General features: G+C 45.5%; 16 protein-coding genes and 1 other RNA gene. 7 read left to right on the top strand and 10 right to left on the bottom strand.

Annotation, left to right across the window (positions count from 1 at the left end; genetic code table 11):
- Positions 1-11: 11 nt before the first annotated feature.
- The 3 genes from pepF to D829_RS0113300 all read right to left on the bottom strand — a co-directional run bounded on the left by pepF (position 12) and on the right by D829_RS0113300 (position 2,441).
- Positions 12-1,802, bottom strand: coding sequence for an oligoendopeptidase F (gene pepF / locus D829_RS0113310; protein ID WP_017689397.1), 1,791 nt, complete (start codon positions 1,800-1,802; stop codon positions 12-14).
- 216 nt (positions 1,803-2,018) lie between these two features.
- The gene (locus tag D829_RS0113305) at positions 2,019-2,204 is read right to left on the bottom strand and encodes a hypothetical protein (RefSeq protein ID WP_017689396.1); all 186 of its coding nucleotides are present in this window, start codon (positions 2,202-2,204) and stop codon (positions 2,019-2,021) included.
- 3 nt (positions 2,205-2,207) lie between these two features.
- Complete coding sequence (locus D829_RS0113300) at positions 2,208-2,441, bottom strand: hypothetical protein (protein WP_017689395.1); 234 nt, start codon at positions 2,439-2,441, stop codon at positions 2,208-2,210.
- 162 nt (positions 2,442-2,603) lie between these two features.
- On the opposite strand from D829_RS0113300, the gene D829_RS0113295 reads away from it, so the two are divergent.
- Positions 2,604-2,801, top strand: a complete 198-nt coding sequence (locus D829_RS0113295; protein WP_017689394.1) for a cold shock domain-containing protein — start codon at positions 2,604-2,606, stop codon at positions 2,799-2,801.
- Positions 2,802-2,956: 155 nt separating this feature from the next.
- Here the strand turns inward: D829_RS0113295 and D829_RS0113290 are convergent, their stop codons facing one another.
- Complete coding sequence (locus D829_RS0113290) at positions 2,957-4,129, bottom strand: MFS transporter (RefSeq protein ID WP_017689393.1); 1,173 nt, start codon at positions 4,127-4,129, stop codon at positions 2,957-2,959.
- Positions 4,130-4,169: 40 nt separating this feature from the next.
- Entirely contained in the window at positions 4,170-5,510 is a 1,341-nt protein-coding gene (locus D829_RS30990; protein WP_017689392.1) for a hypothetical protein, read from the bottom strand.
- A 179-nt stretch (positions 5,511-5,689) separates the two neighbouring features.
- Between D829_RS30990 and D829_RS0113280 the strand changes: the two genes are divergently transcribed.
- Both D829_RS0113280 and pfkA read left to right on the top strand, forming a co-directional pair.
- A complete protein-coding gene (locus D829_RS0113280) occupies positions 5,690-6,769 on the top strand; it encodes a tetraprenyl-beta-curcumene synthase family protein (RefSeq protein ID WP_017689390.1) in 1,080 nt (359 codons plus the stop codon).
- A gap of 53 nt (positions 6,770-6,822) precedes the next feature.
- Complete coding sequence (gene pfkA / locus D829_RS0113275; protein WP_017689389.1) at positions 6,823-7,794, top strand: 6-phosphofructokinase; 972 nt, start codon at positions 6,823-6,825, stop codon at positions 7,792-7,794.
- 83 nt (positions 7,795-7,877) lie between these two features.
- Here pfkA and D829_RS0113270 read toward each other — a convergent pair whose 3' ends face one another.
- From D829_RS0113270 to D829_RS0113255, 4 genes are all read right to left on the bottom strand, one after another.
- On the bottom strand, positions 7,878-9,230 hold the full coding sequence (locus D829_RS0113270; protein WP_036660967.1) for an MATE family efflux transporter: 1,353 nt from the start codon (positions 9,228-9,230) through the stop codon (positions 7,878-7,880).
- A 206-nt stretch (positions 9,231-9,436) separates the two neighbouring features.
- Positions 9,437-10,618 (bottom strand): putative glycoside hydrolase, encoded by a 1,182-nt coding sequence (locus tag D829_RS0113265; RefSeq protein ID WP_017689387.1) that lies wholly within the window; start codon positions 10,616-10,618, stop codon positions 9,437-9,439.
- A gap of 163 nt (positions 10,619-10,781) precedes the next feature.
- Complete coding sequence (locus D829_RS34040; RefSeq protein ID WP_029880762.1) at positions 10,782-10,970, bottom strand: hypothetical protein; 189 nt, start codon at positions 10,968-10,970, stop codon at positions 10,782-10,784.
- A gap of 174 nt (positions 10,971-11,144) precedes the next feature.
- Entirely contained in the window at positions 11,145-11,966 is an 822-nt protein-coding gene (locus D829_RS0113255) for a YitT family protein (RefSeq protein WP_017689385.1), read from the bottom strand.
- 305 nt (positions 11,967-12,271) lie between these two features.
- Here D829_RS0113255 and D829_RS0113250 point away from each other — a divergent pair, with 305 nt between their 5' ends.
- From D829_RS0113250 to D829_RS0113240, 4 genes are all read left to right on the top strand, one after another.
- Complete coding sequence (locus D829_RS0113250) at positions 12,272-13,876, top strand: DEAD/DEAH box helicase (protein ID WP_017689384.1); 1,605 nt, start codon at positions 12,272-12,274, stop codon at positions 13,874-13,876.
- A gap of 218 nt (positions 13,877-14,094) precedes the next feature.
- Entirely contained in the window at positions 14,095-14,907 is an 813-nt protein-coding gene (locus D829_RS0113245; protein ID WP_017689383.1) for a DUF624 domain-containing protein, read from the top strand.
- 51 nt (positions 14,908-14,958) lie between these two features.
- Positions 14,959-15,150: non-coding RNA, 6S RNA (ssrS, locus tag D829_RS32915), on the top strand.
- 182 nt (positions 15,151-15,332) lie between these two features.
- Positions 15,333-15,725: a DUF1499 domain-containing protein gene (locus tag D829_RS0113240; RefSeq protein WP_017689382.1), complete on the top strand. Its 393-nt coding sequence runs from the start codon at positions 15,333-15,335 to the stop codon at positions 15,723-15,725.
- 72 nt (positions 15,726-15,797) lie between these two features.
- Here D829_RS0113240 and tpx read toward each other — a convergent pair whose 3' ends face one another.
- The gene (gene tpx, locus D829_RS0113235; RefSeq protein WP_017689381.1) at positions 15,798-16,316 is read right to left on the bottom strand and encodes a thiol peroxidase; all 519 of its coding nucleotides are present in this window, start codon (positions 16,314-16,316) and stop codon (positions 15,798-15,800) included.
- Positions 16,317-16,458 lie beyond the last annotated feature (142 nt).

The raw sequence follows: 16,458 nt of genomic DNA, 5'->3' as shown, positions 1-16,458 counted from the left end.
GAAAGACAACCTTATTTGGTTAGTTGCTCCATCTGTTCAATCAATTCCTTGAACACACTCATGGCTTCACGAATTGGCTGTGGTGTAGACATATCCACACCTGCTTTTTTCAGAATGTTGATGGAGTAATCACTGCCACCGCTCTTCAGGAAGCCAAGATAACGGTCAACAGCAGGTTGGCCCTCTTCCAGGATTTGCTTGGAGAAGCTTGTCGCTGCGGAGAAGCCTGTAGCATATTTGTAAACGTAGAAGCTGTTATAGAAGTGGGGAATACGAGCCCATTCCATTTCGATATCTTTGTCGACAACCATGTCTTTACCGTGATATTTAACGTTCAGATCATAATAGATCTCGGATAACAATTGTGGCGTTAATGCGTCACCTTGTTCCGCACGTTCGTGAATGATTTTCTCAAATTCAGCAAACATGGTCTGACGGAATACCGTTGTACGGAATTGGTCGGCATAATAGGTAAGCAGATACAATTTTTCCTTTGGATCTGTTGATTTGTTAAGCAGGTAGTCCATCAGCAACGCTTCGTTAGTTGTGGATGCAACCTCAGCCAGGAAAATGGTGTACTGGGCATCACGATACGGAAGTGTTGTGTCCGAGTAATGTGAGTGCAGAGCGTGACCCATTTCATGTGCGAGTGTGAACATGCTGTTCAGGTTATCTTTGTGATTCAACAAGACATATGGGTGAGTGCCGTAAGCGCCCCAGGCATATGCGCCAGAACGTTTATTTTCATTCTCATATATATCGATCCAGCGGTTATCATATCCAGTCTGCAATGCGTCTGCATAGTCCTTGCCGAGTGGTGTCAGGCCATCTTTGACTGTTTGTTTCGCTTCCTCATAGGTAATATCCATTTTGTATTCATCTACTAGCGGAGCGAACAGGTCATACATGTGCAATTGATCCACACCAAGCAACTTTTTGCGCAGGTCCATATAACGATGCAACAACGGAAGGCTTTCGTGAATGGTGTCTACCAGATTCGTATACACATCCGTTGGAATGTTATCTCCATAGAGGGACATTTCCATCACGGAAGGATACTTGCGAACATTGGCATAGAACATATTTTTGGTTACATTTGCATTCAGGGCAGCCGCAATCGTGTTCTTCTGTTTGGCATAGGTTTCGTATACGGCTTTGAAGGCACGTTCGCGAACTTCACGATTAGGGTTCTCCAGGAACTGAATGTAGCTACCGTGTGTCAGCTCGACTTCGTTACCGTGCTCATCCTTGATTCTGGGAAACTTAAGATCGGCGTTATTCAACATGCTAAAGATGGTCTGTGGTGCCTGTGAAAGGTTACCCACTTGTGCAAGCAGAGCTTCCTCCGCTTGACTTAGAACATGAGCCTTTTCACGTTTCATCTCTTCCAGCGTAAACGTATAAGCAGATAGTTTTTTGTTCGCAATGAATGCGTCCAGCTCATCATCTGGAAGGGATAGAATCTCTGGTGTGACAAATGAAAGTGCTTCACCAACCCTTACGCCCAATTTCTGGGCTTTTTGGGACAGGCTTTGATATGTAGGATTCGCTGTGTCTTCATCTTGATGCATACGTGCGTATACAAAGAGGCGTTCTATTTTGAGACTGATCTCATCTTCGAATTCGAAGCAAGATTTGAGTACATCGGGTTGATTCAGTTTGCCTTGAAATTCGGAGGCCTTCTTGGTCAAAGACGATACTTCTTCATATTCCTGATCCCAGGCTTTCTGATCGGCAAATAAATCTTCCAGTTTCCAGCTATGCTCAGCTGGCACCTCGGAACGTTTCAATAATTGACTCATGGGAATCCTCCTTTGATCATCTGATGAATGTATATACGAAGCTGACTTCGTCCCGCTTGCCTGTGCGGAGAGGGACGAAGGAATCAGACTAAGTACGAGTATAACGGACAGCGATTTCTGGAATTTCAACAGCCTTCCTCCTTACGATACGAATAATCTCGTATAGTATGACCTGAGGCATGTTGAAATATTTGAGCATCAGGGGGGCCCTTGTGATCAGGCTCCCATGTTATACAGGTAATAAACGATCAGGAAAAAGGCGAAACAAATGAGAAGGGTAGCAATGAGGGCCATTCCCCGTCTCAGACGATCCGGGATAGAATTACGTCCCAGAATAAGCACAATTCCAAGGGAAAAAGCAAGGATGATAAAGATAACGACATTGCTTGAATCAAGTTGCATGGGTTAGACCCCTTTGAAGGCAGCCATCAATTGACGCCATTCATCCTCACGGTTCTCAAAGTCTGCTTTTGGAAAACGGCGTTCAGCCCAGTGCATTAACGCAGGACGGCTAAGGAACGTGTGACATTCTTCGCCCCACTCTTCCGAAATTTCTCGCAGCACGAGATATTTGCCTTGAACTTCTACGGTCATCATGTTCCACTTGTCTGTTTTGTATATTTCATGTTTTTTTATCATAGGTAGTCTCCAAACTAACGGTTTTGGTAAAATGATACCGTACCCTACGATTCAAAGCAAATTTTTTCGACATTTATGGAAAGATAAATTGCAAAATGGAAGCCCATACAGTATAATAAGGGTATTCGCCATAGATGGCGATATTTTTAGGAGGTTTTTCATTTGAAAGGTACAGTTAAATGGTTTAATGCAGAAAAAGGCTATGGCTTTATTTCAGTTGAAGGCGGCGAGGACGTTTTCGTACATTTCTCCGCAATCCAAGGAGACGGCTTCAAAACATTGGAAGAAGGTCAAGCGGTAGAATTCGAAATTACTGATGGAAACCGTGGTCCTCAAGCAGCTAACGTAAACAAACTGTAAGAATTTTTCCGGTCAACGGATTTCTTATAAATAATATATTTATAGCTGAAATATAATAATCCAAGCACAGTCCCCTCAAGGGAGGCTGTGCTTTTTTTGATTCTAAAATTTTCAGTGTAAATAACGGTTGAATACGGTGTATGTTCCCTGTGTGTTCAGGATACACGATTGGTCATGCTGGACCATAACTTTAATCCGAAACCGATCAGTGCAGCCAGGGAGAAAGCCATAGCGGTGAGATAGAAGGTTTGTCTGCCTGCATGTTCCAGTAGCAGTCCGCCCAACGTTCCACTAAGAAGTCCCGAGGCACTGGACCAGACAATAGTGAACAAAGCAATACCCGTAGCTCTGTAGCCGTCTGGAACTAGGCTAATGATATAGCGGACCGCCGTAACGTAGAAAATACCGAAGGTAACACTGTGCATCGTCTGAATCGCAACAACAGCTGCAGGTGTATCGGATATGGACATGAGAAGCAAACGAACCGTATACATCAGTGCAGCAAAAGCAATGAGCGGCAGTTCTTTATAACGGTTTCCATACTTGCTGAGCAGTAGAAATATGGGGATTTCACTTACGGAAGAGATCAGCAAAGACCAGCCGATTAGCCCCTCGCTGGCACCCAGATCTTTTAGCGTGATGGTAAGAAATGCTTCGTTCATGCGATGTCCCATGGCAAGCAAAAATACACAGCCAAAAAAGGTGAGCACATCTCTGCGTTTCAAAATAGCCCATAACCCCGATAGGTCCATTTTGCTACTGCTTCCCGAAGGTTGATCCTTCAATTGAAAACTGATCAATAGTGTAGTGGCAGCAAGACCAACGCAGACCCAAATCGTCCATGCTGGACCAAAAGATCCAAGGAAATACCCGATACTTAATGCAAAGAAGGCATAACCGATCGATCCGAAGACTCGAATGGAGGTGAAATTTCGGCCGTACTTGCTGGCGGTTGTAATAGCCATCGTATCGGAGAGTGGATAGACCGGATAATAGAAAAAGTAAAACAGGGTCACGAGTACAAATACCTGACCGAAAGTTGTTGCATTGGCGAGCATGATCCCTGTGATCAATTGACCACCAAGCAGAATGATCATCACTTTGCGTACCGTTTGGTAGCGGTCGCTGGCCATGCTCCAGAACATATTGGAGAACACAGAGATGAGGGGGCCGATTCCGTAGAGATATCCAATCTCAGCCCGACTGAAGCCCAGATGACTGAAGTAAAGCTGGAAGTAGGATACCACCAGGACGGTGGAACCAAAGATGGTGAACATGAGAGCCCGCAGCCAGTTCTGGTCCGGGCGGGCGTTGTGACTTAATTTCATGATGAGAGACTCCAATCTTGATAACAATTCAATGATTTTATTACCCTTTCAGGGATGTTGATTTACGGGCTTTCGGCACGGACATCGTAGGTTCTTGCTTCGTGCGCCGGATGACAAGCCAGACAATAACAAGTTCGGCGAGCAGGCCAAGGGATTGGGCTACAGCGCCAATCATACCGTTCCACGCAGGGAAAATGCTAACAAGTATAAGCAGCACAATTACCGTGCAGATGGCATTCGCCGTTTGCGAACGAAACATCGTTTTCGTCTGACCGCGAAGCAGAATAAGGCCATTGCTGAAATCCAGAAAAGGGAAAATCAGTGGAAATAAGACGAACGCACGAAGTGTCCACAGACTTTGTTCCAACAGTTCGCCCTGAACGCTCATGACATTTTCGAGTACCCATGGTCCCAAGGGGGTATAGGCAATCGACACCATCATTGCAAACGGAATAAATCCGGTGACAAGTGCGAATTTTCGTACCAGTTTGGCATCCACAAGGTAGAAATTCAGCACGATCTGATGGATGTATGTAAAGAAGCTTAGCATCAACTGCATCAGACTGCTTGCTATGGCAAAGGACGAAATGGCTAGTGCAATCCCGGTCGTTTTGCCAAGTACGATGTTAATAACCGGTCCTATGAACAACGCTACAAAGCTGGATAGCAGCAGTGGCTTATAAAAGCGAAATACGTCTCCCTTGCTCTCGACGGGATGATCCTCAAGCTTGGCTGGCATTTTGCGCTTGATGCTGTTTCCCTCCAGAAAGCTGACGAGTGCTTCAATCATCATGCCAGCAGCAAAAATGATAGCGCCTACACGTCCACTGTCAATGCTGTCTGTGTATATGAAATAGAGGGATAGGCCGTACATGCCGGCTAAACGGAATACCATGCCGATGGTTAACCACTTGGTGCGGTTATTCGTAATGATGATCCCCTGATAGATGTTGCGGATCACTGAAAAGATACTCACATACATGAGAATTTCATATACGTCGATGACTTTGTTCAGCAGATCCGGGCTTACACCAAACAGGTATTTGAACACCCCGGTACCAACGGGAGAGTATACGATGAGAAACCCAATGAGAAGCACACAGGCAAGAAATATTTTGGTCACAAACGTGAGGGCCTGAAAGGATAGGCGATCGCGAACCAGTGCGGAACAGGTTTGCCGCAGCAGGGTGGAGGGGCGTTCCGTGAGGGTTAACAAGCTACCGGCGATGGCATAGCTGGCAATAACCGTCTCGGGATGAGCGGAACGTGCTAATGTGCTGTTTATGATGACGTGAGAAATGGTGACGAGAGAGGCGGAAATGCCAAGTGGCACAAAAAAAGAAAATAACCGTCTCCACGAAAGTGATTCACTTGACGACATGTCAACGACTCCTTTGATGGATGAAATATGGCTAGTATATCACAAAGCTTTGGGTGCGGATGCGATTTTTTATGCGGAATATGCGGCAGATCATTTGTACAATTAAGGGGATCATATTATAATAGGAATGGTTAAAAATCGCTCTAATACGTATTCAACCAAGTGGAGGCACATTTATTTTGAGCCAATCAAATCGAAAACGTCATCAATATCCGCGTGGACCGCTGGCATTGATGAGAGGGGTGTACAAATACACCATTCCGGAAACACGGAAGGCACTGAATGGATGGCGTGCTCAAGCTGAGGCGATTCCGAATGAGGAGTTGCGTACACAGGCACTTGCCAGTCTGAAGGATAAACAGTTTCACTGTGAAGGCGGAACCGTCTACGCATTAGCTGACTTGCCCAACAGACACATTCTGATTCCGCTGATCGTTTCATATCAAACTATTAGTGATTATTTGGACAATCTGTGCGACCGCAGCACATCGATGGACCCGGATGACTTTCGTCTACTCCATCAATCTATGCTTGATGCGGTAGATCCCGAAGCGATTCCCGTCAATTATTATGCCCTCCGTGAGGAGCAGGATGACGGCGGATATCTGCGGAATCTGGTGACCACATGTCAGGAACTGACCCGTCAGTTACCAGGCTATACGTCCGCCAAGCCCCAAATTCAGGATCTGGCAGGCCTATACACGGACCTGCAGGTATATAAGCATATCAAGCCGGAACTGAGAGAAACGGCACTGCTCGAATGGTGGTCGGAGCATCGTCATCGCACACCTCAGTTTCGTTGGAACGAATTTGCTGCTGCAACTGGCTCTACACTGGGCGTTTTCATGCTGTTTCTGGCTGCGAGTGACGATCAGTTGACTGAAGAGCAAGCGGCTTCGATCCACACGGCCTATTTCCCACATGTATGCGCATTGCACATTATGCTCGATTATTTAATTGATCAGGATGAGGACCGCATCGGGGGAGATCTCAACTTCTGCAACTATTATGAGAATGTGGAGACAATGCTGGACCGAATTGCTTTTATTGTGGAGATGGCACGCAGCGATGTGCAGAAGATTCCGGGAAGCTCCTTTCACCGGATGATCATCGAAGGACTGATTGCCATTTACCTGTCTGATCCCAAAGTCAGCGAACAGCAGGAAGTTCGCGTCGTATCCAAACGTCTGCTGAAAAATAGTCCGATTACAAGAATATTTTTCTTCATTTTCAGTCGCTGGATTCGGAAAAATATGTAAGTCAGGTGTGATATTGCGGAGCCTGAAGTGAAACTAGAGGAGGAAGAAACATCATGACAGCAGTAAAGAAAATCGCAGTATTAACGAGCGGTGGTGATTCACAGGGGATGAACGCGGCTGTTCGTGCGGTTGTTCGCAGCGGACTGTTTCACGGTCTCGAAGTATATGGAGTTCAACGTGGATACCAGGGTCTTTTGAATAATGACATTTTCCCAATGGATTTGCGGAGTGTAGGGGATATCATCCAACGGGGGGGGACGGTTCTTCAATCGGCACGTTGCAAGGAGTTCTATACCGCTGAAGGTCAGCAAAAAGGTGCGGACATTCTGCGTGCGCGTGGCATTGACGGTCTGGTTGTTATCGGTGGGGATGGTTCCTACAACGGAGCGAACAAACTGAGCAAGCTGGGCATTAACACCATGGGTCTGCCAGGAACGATTGATAACGATGTTTCATTCACCGACTATACCATCGGATTCGATACAGCTGTAAGCATAGTGGTTGATGCAGTAAACAAATTGCGTGATACGATGTCTTCACACGAACGTTCTTCCATCGTTGAAGTTATGGGTCGTCACTGTGGGGATATCGCTCTGCATTCCGGACTTGCTTCGGGTGCTGAGACGATTCTTGTGCCGGAAGTTCCGTTTGACATGGACGAAGTAGCAGATCGCATGAAAGCTAACTTTGCACACGGCAAACGCCACAGTATTATCATCGTTGCTGAAGGCGTGGGCAAGGGTGAGGATGTAGCAAAAGAACTGATGGAACGTTGCCCGACATATGAGCCGCGTGTAACCGTTCTGGGTCACATTCAGCGTGGAGGTACGCCAACACCTTTCGACCGTAACCTGGCAAGCCGTTTAGGTGACTTCGCTGTTCGTAGCCTGATCGCAGGCGAGACAGACAAAGGTTGTGGCATTATCAAGGGTGAACTTACCCTGACGGATATTGATAAAGTGGTTAACACAAAAAAAGATTTCGATATGGTGACTTACGAGCTTGCACAACGTTTGTCCCAATAATTCGATTCATACGCAAAGAGCACAATCCCGCTTTAACGTGGATTGTGCTCTTTTTGTTGTTTCACGGAGTGAGTACATCAATGTTACGCCTTGCGGAGTGCGGCTTGTTTTTGTACCAGGAAGAGTCTCCAGAGAAGCGCTGTTGCTCCTACAGCAAGGCCGGCAATGAGTCCAATCCAGTATCCGAAGGCACCGAGTGTAGTATACATAGCAGTTAGATAACCTACAGGCAAGCCAATAATCCAATACGCTACGAACGTAATGATTAGTGCCGGATTAACATCTTTGTAGCCACGCAATGCTCCTTGGGTCGGTGTAGCAATCGCATCCGAGATCTGAAAGAAAATGGCGTAGATGAGGAAATGCTGCGTAAGTGCAATGACCTCTCGATCGTTTGAATACACGCCTGCAATCTGTTCGCCGAACACAATCAACACGATGGCTGTCAGCAGGGAGAGCCCGATGGCTCCACCAATTCCAAGCAGACTGTATTGTCTGGCATCTCTCAGACGCCCCGCACCTGCCTCATAGCCCACAAGGATCGTAAGAGCCATACATATGCTCACAGGCAACATGTAGAGCGTAGAAGCGAAGTTCAGCGCCGCCTGGTGGGCAGCAATTGTTGTGGTATCGAAACGGCTCATCATTAAAGTCACAGCAGCGAAGATGGACGTTTCGAAAAAAGTCGCGAATCCGATGGGCACTCCAATCTTGAGTAACTCTTTCCATTTGGACAATGATACACGGGTCCATTGACGGAAAATGCCATACTGGGCGAAAGGTTCTACCCGATGGACAAAAAAGAGACTAATCAGAAAGATCAGCCAGTATGTACATGCTGTAGCAACACCAGCACCAACACCGCCCAATTGTGGAAAGCCCCAGCGGCCGAATATTAGCAGATAATTCAGCAAGATATTAACGGGCAGAGAGACCAGCGTAATGAACATTGTAGTTCGCGTCTGGCCTAGTGCATCCATGAAGCTGCGCAGCACGGTATATCCGAAGAGCGGGATAATGCCAAAAGCTAGTGCGCACAAAAAATATAAGGCGACTTGGGCAACCCGGGGCTCCAGGGGCATTCCGTTCAGTATAGGGACAAGTAACAGCGCCCCGGCTCCGATAACGACGAGACTGACTGCAATCCCGAGATACAACGCCTGGATGACGTTATACCCGATCTGATCATTCCGTCTGGAACCTAACAGATGGGAAACGATAGGTGTAATTCCGATCAGAATGCCGCTCAGTCCAGTTTGCACGGGCAACCACAGACTTGTGCCGATGGCGACTCCTGCCAGATCGGCGGGGGAGAACTTGCCTGACATATTCGTGTCGAAGAACGACATGGCAGAGAGGGCGATTTGAGTGGTGAAGATGGGCAAAAATATAATCAGGAATTGCTTCACTTTTTGAGAAAAACTTGTTGTGTTCATGTTCACTGGCAGTGCCTCACTATTCTAAAGAGTTATCATCCAAGTGTCATATATGGACAGCTATTCATTCTAGTGGATTTTGTCCGTTTTGAATAGGGACAGAAGCGCTGGGGTGGGCGTACTAAGAAAAATGAACACCAAAAAACCTCGTTCTGCTTCAAACAGAACGAGGTTGAGTGAAATATAGAAATATGAAAGAGGCCGGATTACTTATAATCTACACCTGAAGTGTATCGGTTGGACGCATTCCAGAGCAGATATTCATGCACATCCATGTCTTTCATCGCCCTGATCTGGTCTTCCACTTGTTTCTTGCCATACTTGATATAGTGCCCACTTCCCAGCCAGCTTGCTGTGAAGTCCTGAATCCACGGACGAATGACGGGTTTGAGCTCCTTGGTAGGGTCCAGTTTCTTGTGTGTGTCTTCCATCGAGCCTTTGATGGTCGTGTAAGGATCTTTGTCAGGGTCCTTCACCCCATACCAGCCAGTTGAATAGTGACTCGGGTATACCATGGGTGAGATCACATCCACATTTTCGGATATTTTAACAAAATCCTGTCCAATACCTTCAGCCGCAGGTACAGAAGCCGCATAACCGAAGATATCTACCGAGACACGAACACCGAGAGGTGCCAGCTCCTTGCGTGCATATTGTACGAATTCAGCCACAATATCAACTCGGGACTTGTCAGATTTGGTATATTTCAGTACATGGGCTCGAGTTTCGAAACCTTCCGGGAAACGAACGTAGTCAAATTGAATCTCTTTGAATCCAAGCTTGGCTGCTTCCTTGGCTATCTCAATGTTATAGTCCCATACTTCCTTGCTGTAAGGATTCACGAAGCTGTCGCCTTTGCCATTCGCCCAAACAGAACCATCCTTATTGCGGAAGGAGAGCTCCGGATTTTTCTTGGCAAGAATCGTATCTTTGAATACAACGACACGTGCAATAGGGTAGACCTCATGTTTTTGCAATCGTTTCATCAAGGCATCGATATCCCGAATAAAAGGTTGGGATTTACCCATTTTCTGAAGCGCTTTGTTTTCTGTGGGATAAGTTATGTATCCGAGATCGTCTTTGATATCAATGACCATGGCATTCAGTTCTGTACTGTCTGTCAGTTCCAGCAGTTCTTTCATACGTGCGCCGCCGGCGCTGTAGGCCGTTACATAAATACCTTTGACCACAGGTGCATCAGGTTGAGGATCAATTTTGGCAGGTGGGTTATCGGCATCAATAACGACCTGATCTTTTTGAGATTGGATAATTGCGGTGTTAAAACTGTTGGTTAACGATTGGAATTGAGGGTTTCCCTGGTCCGCCACTGCGGGGGCACCACCAAAGCTTCCAAAGGCCATAGCCAGTAAAGCCCAAAACATGTTCATTCATTTCCACTCCCTTATGTGTGCATTCCATGTATGAATTATACATTAAAGCCTCTGGGCTTTTAACCATATTAATCAAGTAATGAAACACATGGAAAAAATGAAAACCGCTTCCTGCTGAGGAAATCCCCTGCAAGAAGCGGCGTAATCAATCTGAAAAAAATTATTGAATGTAAATCTCATTTTGATGCTCACAAATACTGTACTGAATGATTTCCATTGCGTCTCCCTGTTCCAGGATGCCCAGCCCATCCCGGAGGACAATCAGTGAGTCGAGTTCATTCGGTTTCAAGAAAGGGAGCATTTCCGGGCACCATCTGTTGACAATCTCAAACAGTTTTACCGTTTCCATATCCACAATAATCACCCTTTCCTACTCGAATTCCAAAATGGTAAGTCATTCGGCGCGATTCGGGAAAGCATATGGCCTGTGAAATTGAAGGGTTGAACCTGCTATACAACATATTTAGGAGCCGTACACCGTTATTATACCACAATGTTGTGAATTGTTAACCGTACAGGTGTCTCAACTTCTGCGAAATGAACCCATAACACCAACCGTTTCCACAATGTTAACAAAAGCGTTTGGATCTGTATCCTTGATAATACGTTTAATTTCAACCAACTCGTAGCGGGTGGTAACGGTCATGAGCATGTCCTTCTCAATATCCGTGTATGCCCCTTGAGTCTTAATTTTGGTAACTCCACGAGGCCGAACAAGTAATTTTTTTAACATGGCTTCGGTTTCGTTTGTAATAATGTACAGTGTTACTTTGACGTGACTGATATGGATCAGATCAAGCACTTTGCCTGTAATGTAGATGGATACCATGGAGGCCAAGGCTGTATTCCAATTGTCACTCAGGTATCCTGCAAGCATAATGATCGAACCGTTCATGCCGGCCATCACTGTACCAATCGGAAAGTCTCGTTTACGCGTGAAAATGGACCCAACAATGTCGAGTCCTCCTGTGGAGCCGCCGACTCTGAAGGAAACGCCAGTGCCCATTCCAATAAGCACACCGCCAAATACAGAACTAAGTAAAGGGTCTGTAGCCACAGCAAAATCAGGCAGAAGCGCAATGAACCAGGAAGTGGCTGCTACCGAGAGAATACTTAATGTAATGAAGCGTCGTCCAAGAATAAACCAACCTGCAATGAGCAGGGGAATGTTAAGAACAAAATACATTATACTAAGATTCAACGTTGTAAAATAACCCAGAAGCATTGAAATACCGGACACCCCGCCGCTTAAAAGCTGATGGGGGACCAAAAACCAGTTGAAGCCGCAGGCAATAGCTGCAGCACCCAAAATGATCACTAAAGAGTGCCAAATTATTTTGGGCAATTTAATCACCTCATTTATATTTAAAACCAGATTGCTGGTAATCTTGAATTGTTTTGTGATATAATAATTTGTGGATATTCTTGAGTAGGAAACTTTTCCTAAATGGAGCAATAAAATTTTGAAATGTTTCAAACACATGTATGTAGTTTTAGTCTTATGTTGGGGACCCATTCATGGAATTATATTCGTTAGTGAAAATAATTTGCCCTGTTGGGATACCCTATAAATATTAACGCTACTTAAGAATACAGACAACAAAGTGGATTGTCCACCATGTCCACCATATAAAAGGAGCATGAATAATTTTGACAAATTTAAATTTCTCAGATTTCAATCTTGAACCACTGGTGCTGCAAGCCATCACTGAGCTCGGGTTTGAAGAAGCAACACCGATCCAATCCAAAGCGATTCCTTTGGCACTCGAAGGCAGAGATTTGATCGGCCAAGCTCAAACAGGTACGGGTAAAACAGCTGCATTCGGTATTCCGTTGATCAGCAAAATCTCTAAAAGTGACGAGAAAATCCGCGCCCTTATTATGGCACCTACACGTGAACTTGCAATTCAAGTTGCTGAAGAGATCGAAAAACTCACTCGCTTCAAAGGTCTGCGCTCCCTGCCAATCTACGGCGGACAAGATATCGTTCGTCAAATCCGTGCACTGAAAAGAAAACCACAGATCATCATTGGTACACCTGGACGTCTCCTTGACCACATCAACCGTAAAACAATCAAACTTGATGATGTACAAACTGTTGTATTAGATGAAGCGGATGAAATGCTCGACATGGGTTTCATGGAGGATATTCAATCCATCCTGAAACAAGTTCCAGACGAGCGCCAAACGATGCTGTTCTCAGCAACAATGCCTCCTAACATTCAAAAATTGGCACAACAATTCTTGAACAATCCTGAGCACATTTCTGTGATTCCGAAGCATGTTAGTGCACCATTGATTGACCAATCCTATATCGAAGTACCTGAGCGTCAAAAATTCGAAGCGTTGAGCCGTTTGCTGGATATGGAATCTCCTGAACTGGCGATCGTATTCGGACGTACAAAACGTCGTGTTGACGAATTGGCTGAAGCTTTGCAAAAACGTGGATATTCTGCAGACGGTCTTCATGGTGACTTGTCCCAGAATCAACGTGATGCGGTAATGCGTAAGTTCCGTGACGGCAGCATTGACGTACTCGTTGCAACAGACGTGGCTGCACGTGGTCTCGACGTATCTGGCGTAACTCACGTTGTTAACTTTGACCTTCCGCAAGATCCGGAGAGCTATGTTCACCGTATCGGTCGTACAGGTCGTGCGGGTAAAGAGGGTGCTGCTTGGTCCTTCGTTACACCGCGTGAGATTGATCACTTGCACTTCATCGAGCGTGTAACACGTCACCGTATTCCACGTAAACCACTTCCAACAATGGCAGAAGCGGTTGAAGGCAAACAACGTTTGACAGCTGAGCGTTTGCTGGAAATCGTACAATCAGGCGAACTGAACGAATACAAAGGTATTGCGATTCAAATGCTTGAGCAATATGATTCTGTTCAACTGTTGTCGGCTGCACTGAAGCTCCTGACAGGTGACAAGAAAGATGCTCAAGTTGATCTGACTCCTGAAGATCCAATCCGTGCAAAACGTCGTAAACCGGATGTTCGCTCTGGCGGACGTAAACCATCGGGTTACAGCGGTAACCGCACAAGTGGTAGCGGCGGCAGTGGTGGTGGTTACAACCGCGATCGTAACAGCAGTGGTGGCGGACGTGGTGGCTACAACCGTGATCGTAACAGCAGCAGCGGTAGCAGCAGCACTAGTGGTGGAAGCAGAGAAGGTGGTTACAACCGTGACCGCAAACCGCGTCCAAGCAGCAACGAAGGACGTCGTCCAGCGAAAGATTCTTCTTTCGAGTAATATAAACGTATGATCTGAAAAATGGAGCGGGCAACTGCTCCATTTTTTTATTTTCAAAGTGACTGTGTCATTTTATTTCACTGCCAGAAGCGGCCAGAAGCGCTAGTTAAGGACAATGACGATCTCTTTTCGGGAAGTACTGGCTTTTCCTATCTATAATAAGGTATATTAATATTAGACTTCAGGTAATTCGCAAGGCTGCAGAGGAGGAGAAATGTTTGGAATTTAAAGGAGCTATGGGTGGGATCTACCGGCTTACAGAGTGGATTACGAGACTGGCCGCAACCAATCTGTTGTGGGCTATTTGTTCGTCTCCGTTCTTGTTTTTCTTGATTATGAAACTGCTCGTGATGCAGCAGAACCTCGCAAACGAATCATTGCAAATGAACTGGGCTATAGCTATTGTGGCACCGCTTACACTGTTCCCGGCGACTTCGGCGCTGTTTACGGTTGTTCGTAAATGGAATATGGGCGATACAGATGTACCGATCTTCCGTACTTTCTTTGTAGGTTACAAGGAAAACTACAAGCAAAGTTTAATTGGGGGCATTTTTTACACACTGCTGTTCGCGATTATGTATCTGGATTATACAGTGTACATGACGCAGTTCCGCAATATGCAGCTCGTGGGAATCATCATGCTAGTACTGCTTCTCTTGTTATTTGTATCACTCTTTAACTTTTTCTCGATGGTTGTACACTATCATATGTCCATCGGACTCATTATCAAAAACGCGGTATTGCTTACGCTGATCAGACCATTCCGTGTATTTTCCACATTGCTGGGAAGTGGATTGCTGTTCTACATCGGTTTCCGTTATCCAGTCTTGTTCGTTTTCTTCATTATCAGCATCATTGCTTGGTTCGCGTTCTTTAACTTCTACGCAACCTTCAACAAGATGCAGGAGCAGATGGAGAAGATGCAACTCAAGAAGGAAGAAGAGGAAGCTGCTGCGCTGGCTGAACAATCAGCAGAGAATGGTGAAACATCTGAGCCATCAGACGACAAAAACATTACATTGCAAAAATAAAACATGATGGATCGCCATTTACTTTTTACACAGTTAGGGATATAATAATTGTACATCCTGCGATGTACGTTTCGGTTATTCGTTGTTTTGAACCAATGATGATGTCTTCGGGAGATCAACACAGAATGTTGCTGAAAAGCCCTGTCTATACGACATGGGGACTTCAAAAAGCATTTTTGCGGTCACCCACCTGCCAAGCAGGTTCATAAGACAATGTAGCCGGACGGCATAGGCGGGTTCCTAAATCTTCATGTACAGCACCCTGACTTTTCCTCTTCAGAAGGAATTTCAGGGTGTTTTTAAGTTGTCATTAATGTTTTTGATTGGTTTTACGATAAATATGATGCTTGCCCTTTTGTTACTACTTGAACAATGTTACACTAAGATACATAAATGGAACGGTTACATTCAAAGGAGGAAGGGTCTTGACCTTAAAGAGAACGCTCGTCGGTATCATCCGCAGCATGGAGGGGACCAGCGATCGAGCCAAGGATCCCAAATTAAAAACACGGTATTATAACTTATCCAAAGACAGAGCCTGGGAAGAGGTCTCTTCGACACTCAAAAAGATTCCGGGTTATAAAGTGCTGCATGAAGTACCTTCTGTTGGAGAAGTTATTCTGGAGAAGCGGACTACTTTTGGACGGACGATGGATATTACAGTTTCCATTATCTCAGTAAGTCCTGTTCGCAGTGCGGTCGATATGTATTCAGCTTCACGTGGTTCACTTGGAGACTTGGGTTCCAATTATCGCACGATTATGAACTTATTCTCTGTACTGGATAAGAAGCTAAGCAAGTATAAAGCGAATGATTGAAATAGAAGATAAATAACAAAAAGCGAGTGAAGGTTAACCTTCCTCGCTTTTGTTCTGAACGTGTGGTAACTTCTACAGCAAAGCTTTTACAGCAGCAATCGCTTGTTCGAAGTTAGGGGAGTCTGTCATTTCAGGCAAATACTCCACATATGTAATCCGGTCTTCGGCATCCACAACAAAAATGGAGCGCATGTCGAGTTGGAATTCTTTGATCAGAACGCCGTAGTCTTCACCGAAAGAACGTGTTTTGTAGTCTGACAATGTAACTACGCGGTCAACACCAGCTGCTCCACACCAACGGGCTTGAGCGAACGGAAGGTCAACGCTTACTGTTAAGACAACAACATTGTCTCCCAGCTCTCCGGCTTCAACGTTGAAACGACGAGTTTGCGCATCGCATACGCCAGTATCCAGGGAAGGAACAACGCTGATTAATTTGATTTTGCCTGCGAAGTCTTTCAATGATGCATCTTCAACCAGGTTTTTGCTCAGTGTAAAATCAGGTGCTTGATCGCCCACTTTCAGTTCGGGTCCGATCAATGTAATAGGGTTGCCTTTAAATGTGGCTGCGCCTGTACGTTCTTGTGTCATAATAATGTTCCTCCTTATAAATTGGTGATCCGTGCCAAAATCCATTATAATCTTTTATGAAAGGCATTGTCCAATTCGGACATGTACCATTACGATGGATCAGAGATGTTAGTCCGATCTGAACAGGGTGGAGTGAAAGAAG

This window comes from Paenibacillus sp. PAMC 26794 (genome assembly GCF_000316035.1).
Classification (GTDB): Bacteria; Bacillota; Bacilli; order Paenibacillales; family Paenibacillaceae; genus Paenibacillus.
This window is presented reverse-complemented; position numbering and strand designations above follow the sequence as displayed.

Coding starts and splice junctions, on each gene's coding strand:
- pepF (WP_017689397.1), bottom strand. CDS start 1,802: ATGAGTCAATTATTGAAACGTTCCGAGGTGCCAGCTGAGCATAGCTGG.
- D829_RS0113305 (WP_017689396.1), bottom strand. CDS start 2,204: ATGCAACTTGATTCAAGCAATGTCGTTATCTTTATCATCCTTGCTTTT.
- D829_RS0113300 (WP_017689395.1), bottom strand. CDS start 2,441: ATGATAAAAAAACATGAAATATACAAAACAGACAAGTGGAACATGATG.
- D829_RS0113290 (WP_017689393.1), bottom strand. CDS start 4,129: ATGAAATTAAGTCACAACGCCCGCCCGGACCAGAACTGGCTGCGGGCT.
- D829_RS30990 (WP_017689392.1), bottom strand. CDS start 5,510: ATGTCGTCAAGTGAATCACTTTCGTGGAGACGGTTATTTTCTTTTTTT.
- pfkA (WP_017689389.1), top strand. CDS start 6,823: ATGACAGCAGTAAAGAAAATCGCAGTATTAACGAGCGGTGGTGATTCA.
- D829_RS0113270 (WP_036660967.1), bottom strand. CDS start 9,230: ATGAACACAACAAGTTTTTCTCAAAAAGTGAAGCAATTCCTGATTATA.
- D829_RS0113265 (WP_017689387.1), bottom strand. CDS start 10,618: ATGAACATGTTTTGGGCTTTACTGGCTATGGCCTTTGGAAGCTTTGGT.
- D829_RS34040 (WP_029880762.1), bottom strand. CDS start 10,970: ATGGAAACGGTAAAACTGTTTGAGATTGTCAACAGATGGTGCCCGGAA.
- tpx (WP_017689381.1), bottom strand. CDS start 16,316: ATGACACAAGAACGTACAGGCGCAGCCACATTTAAAGGCAACCCTATT.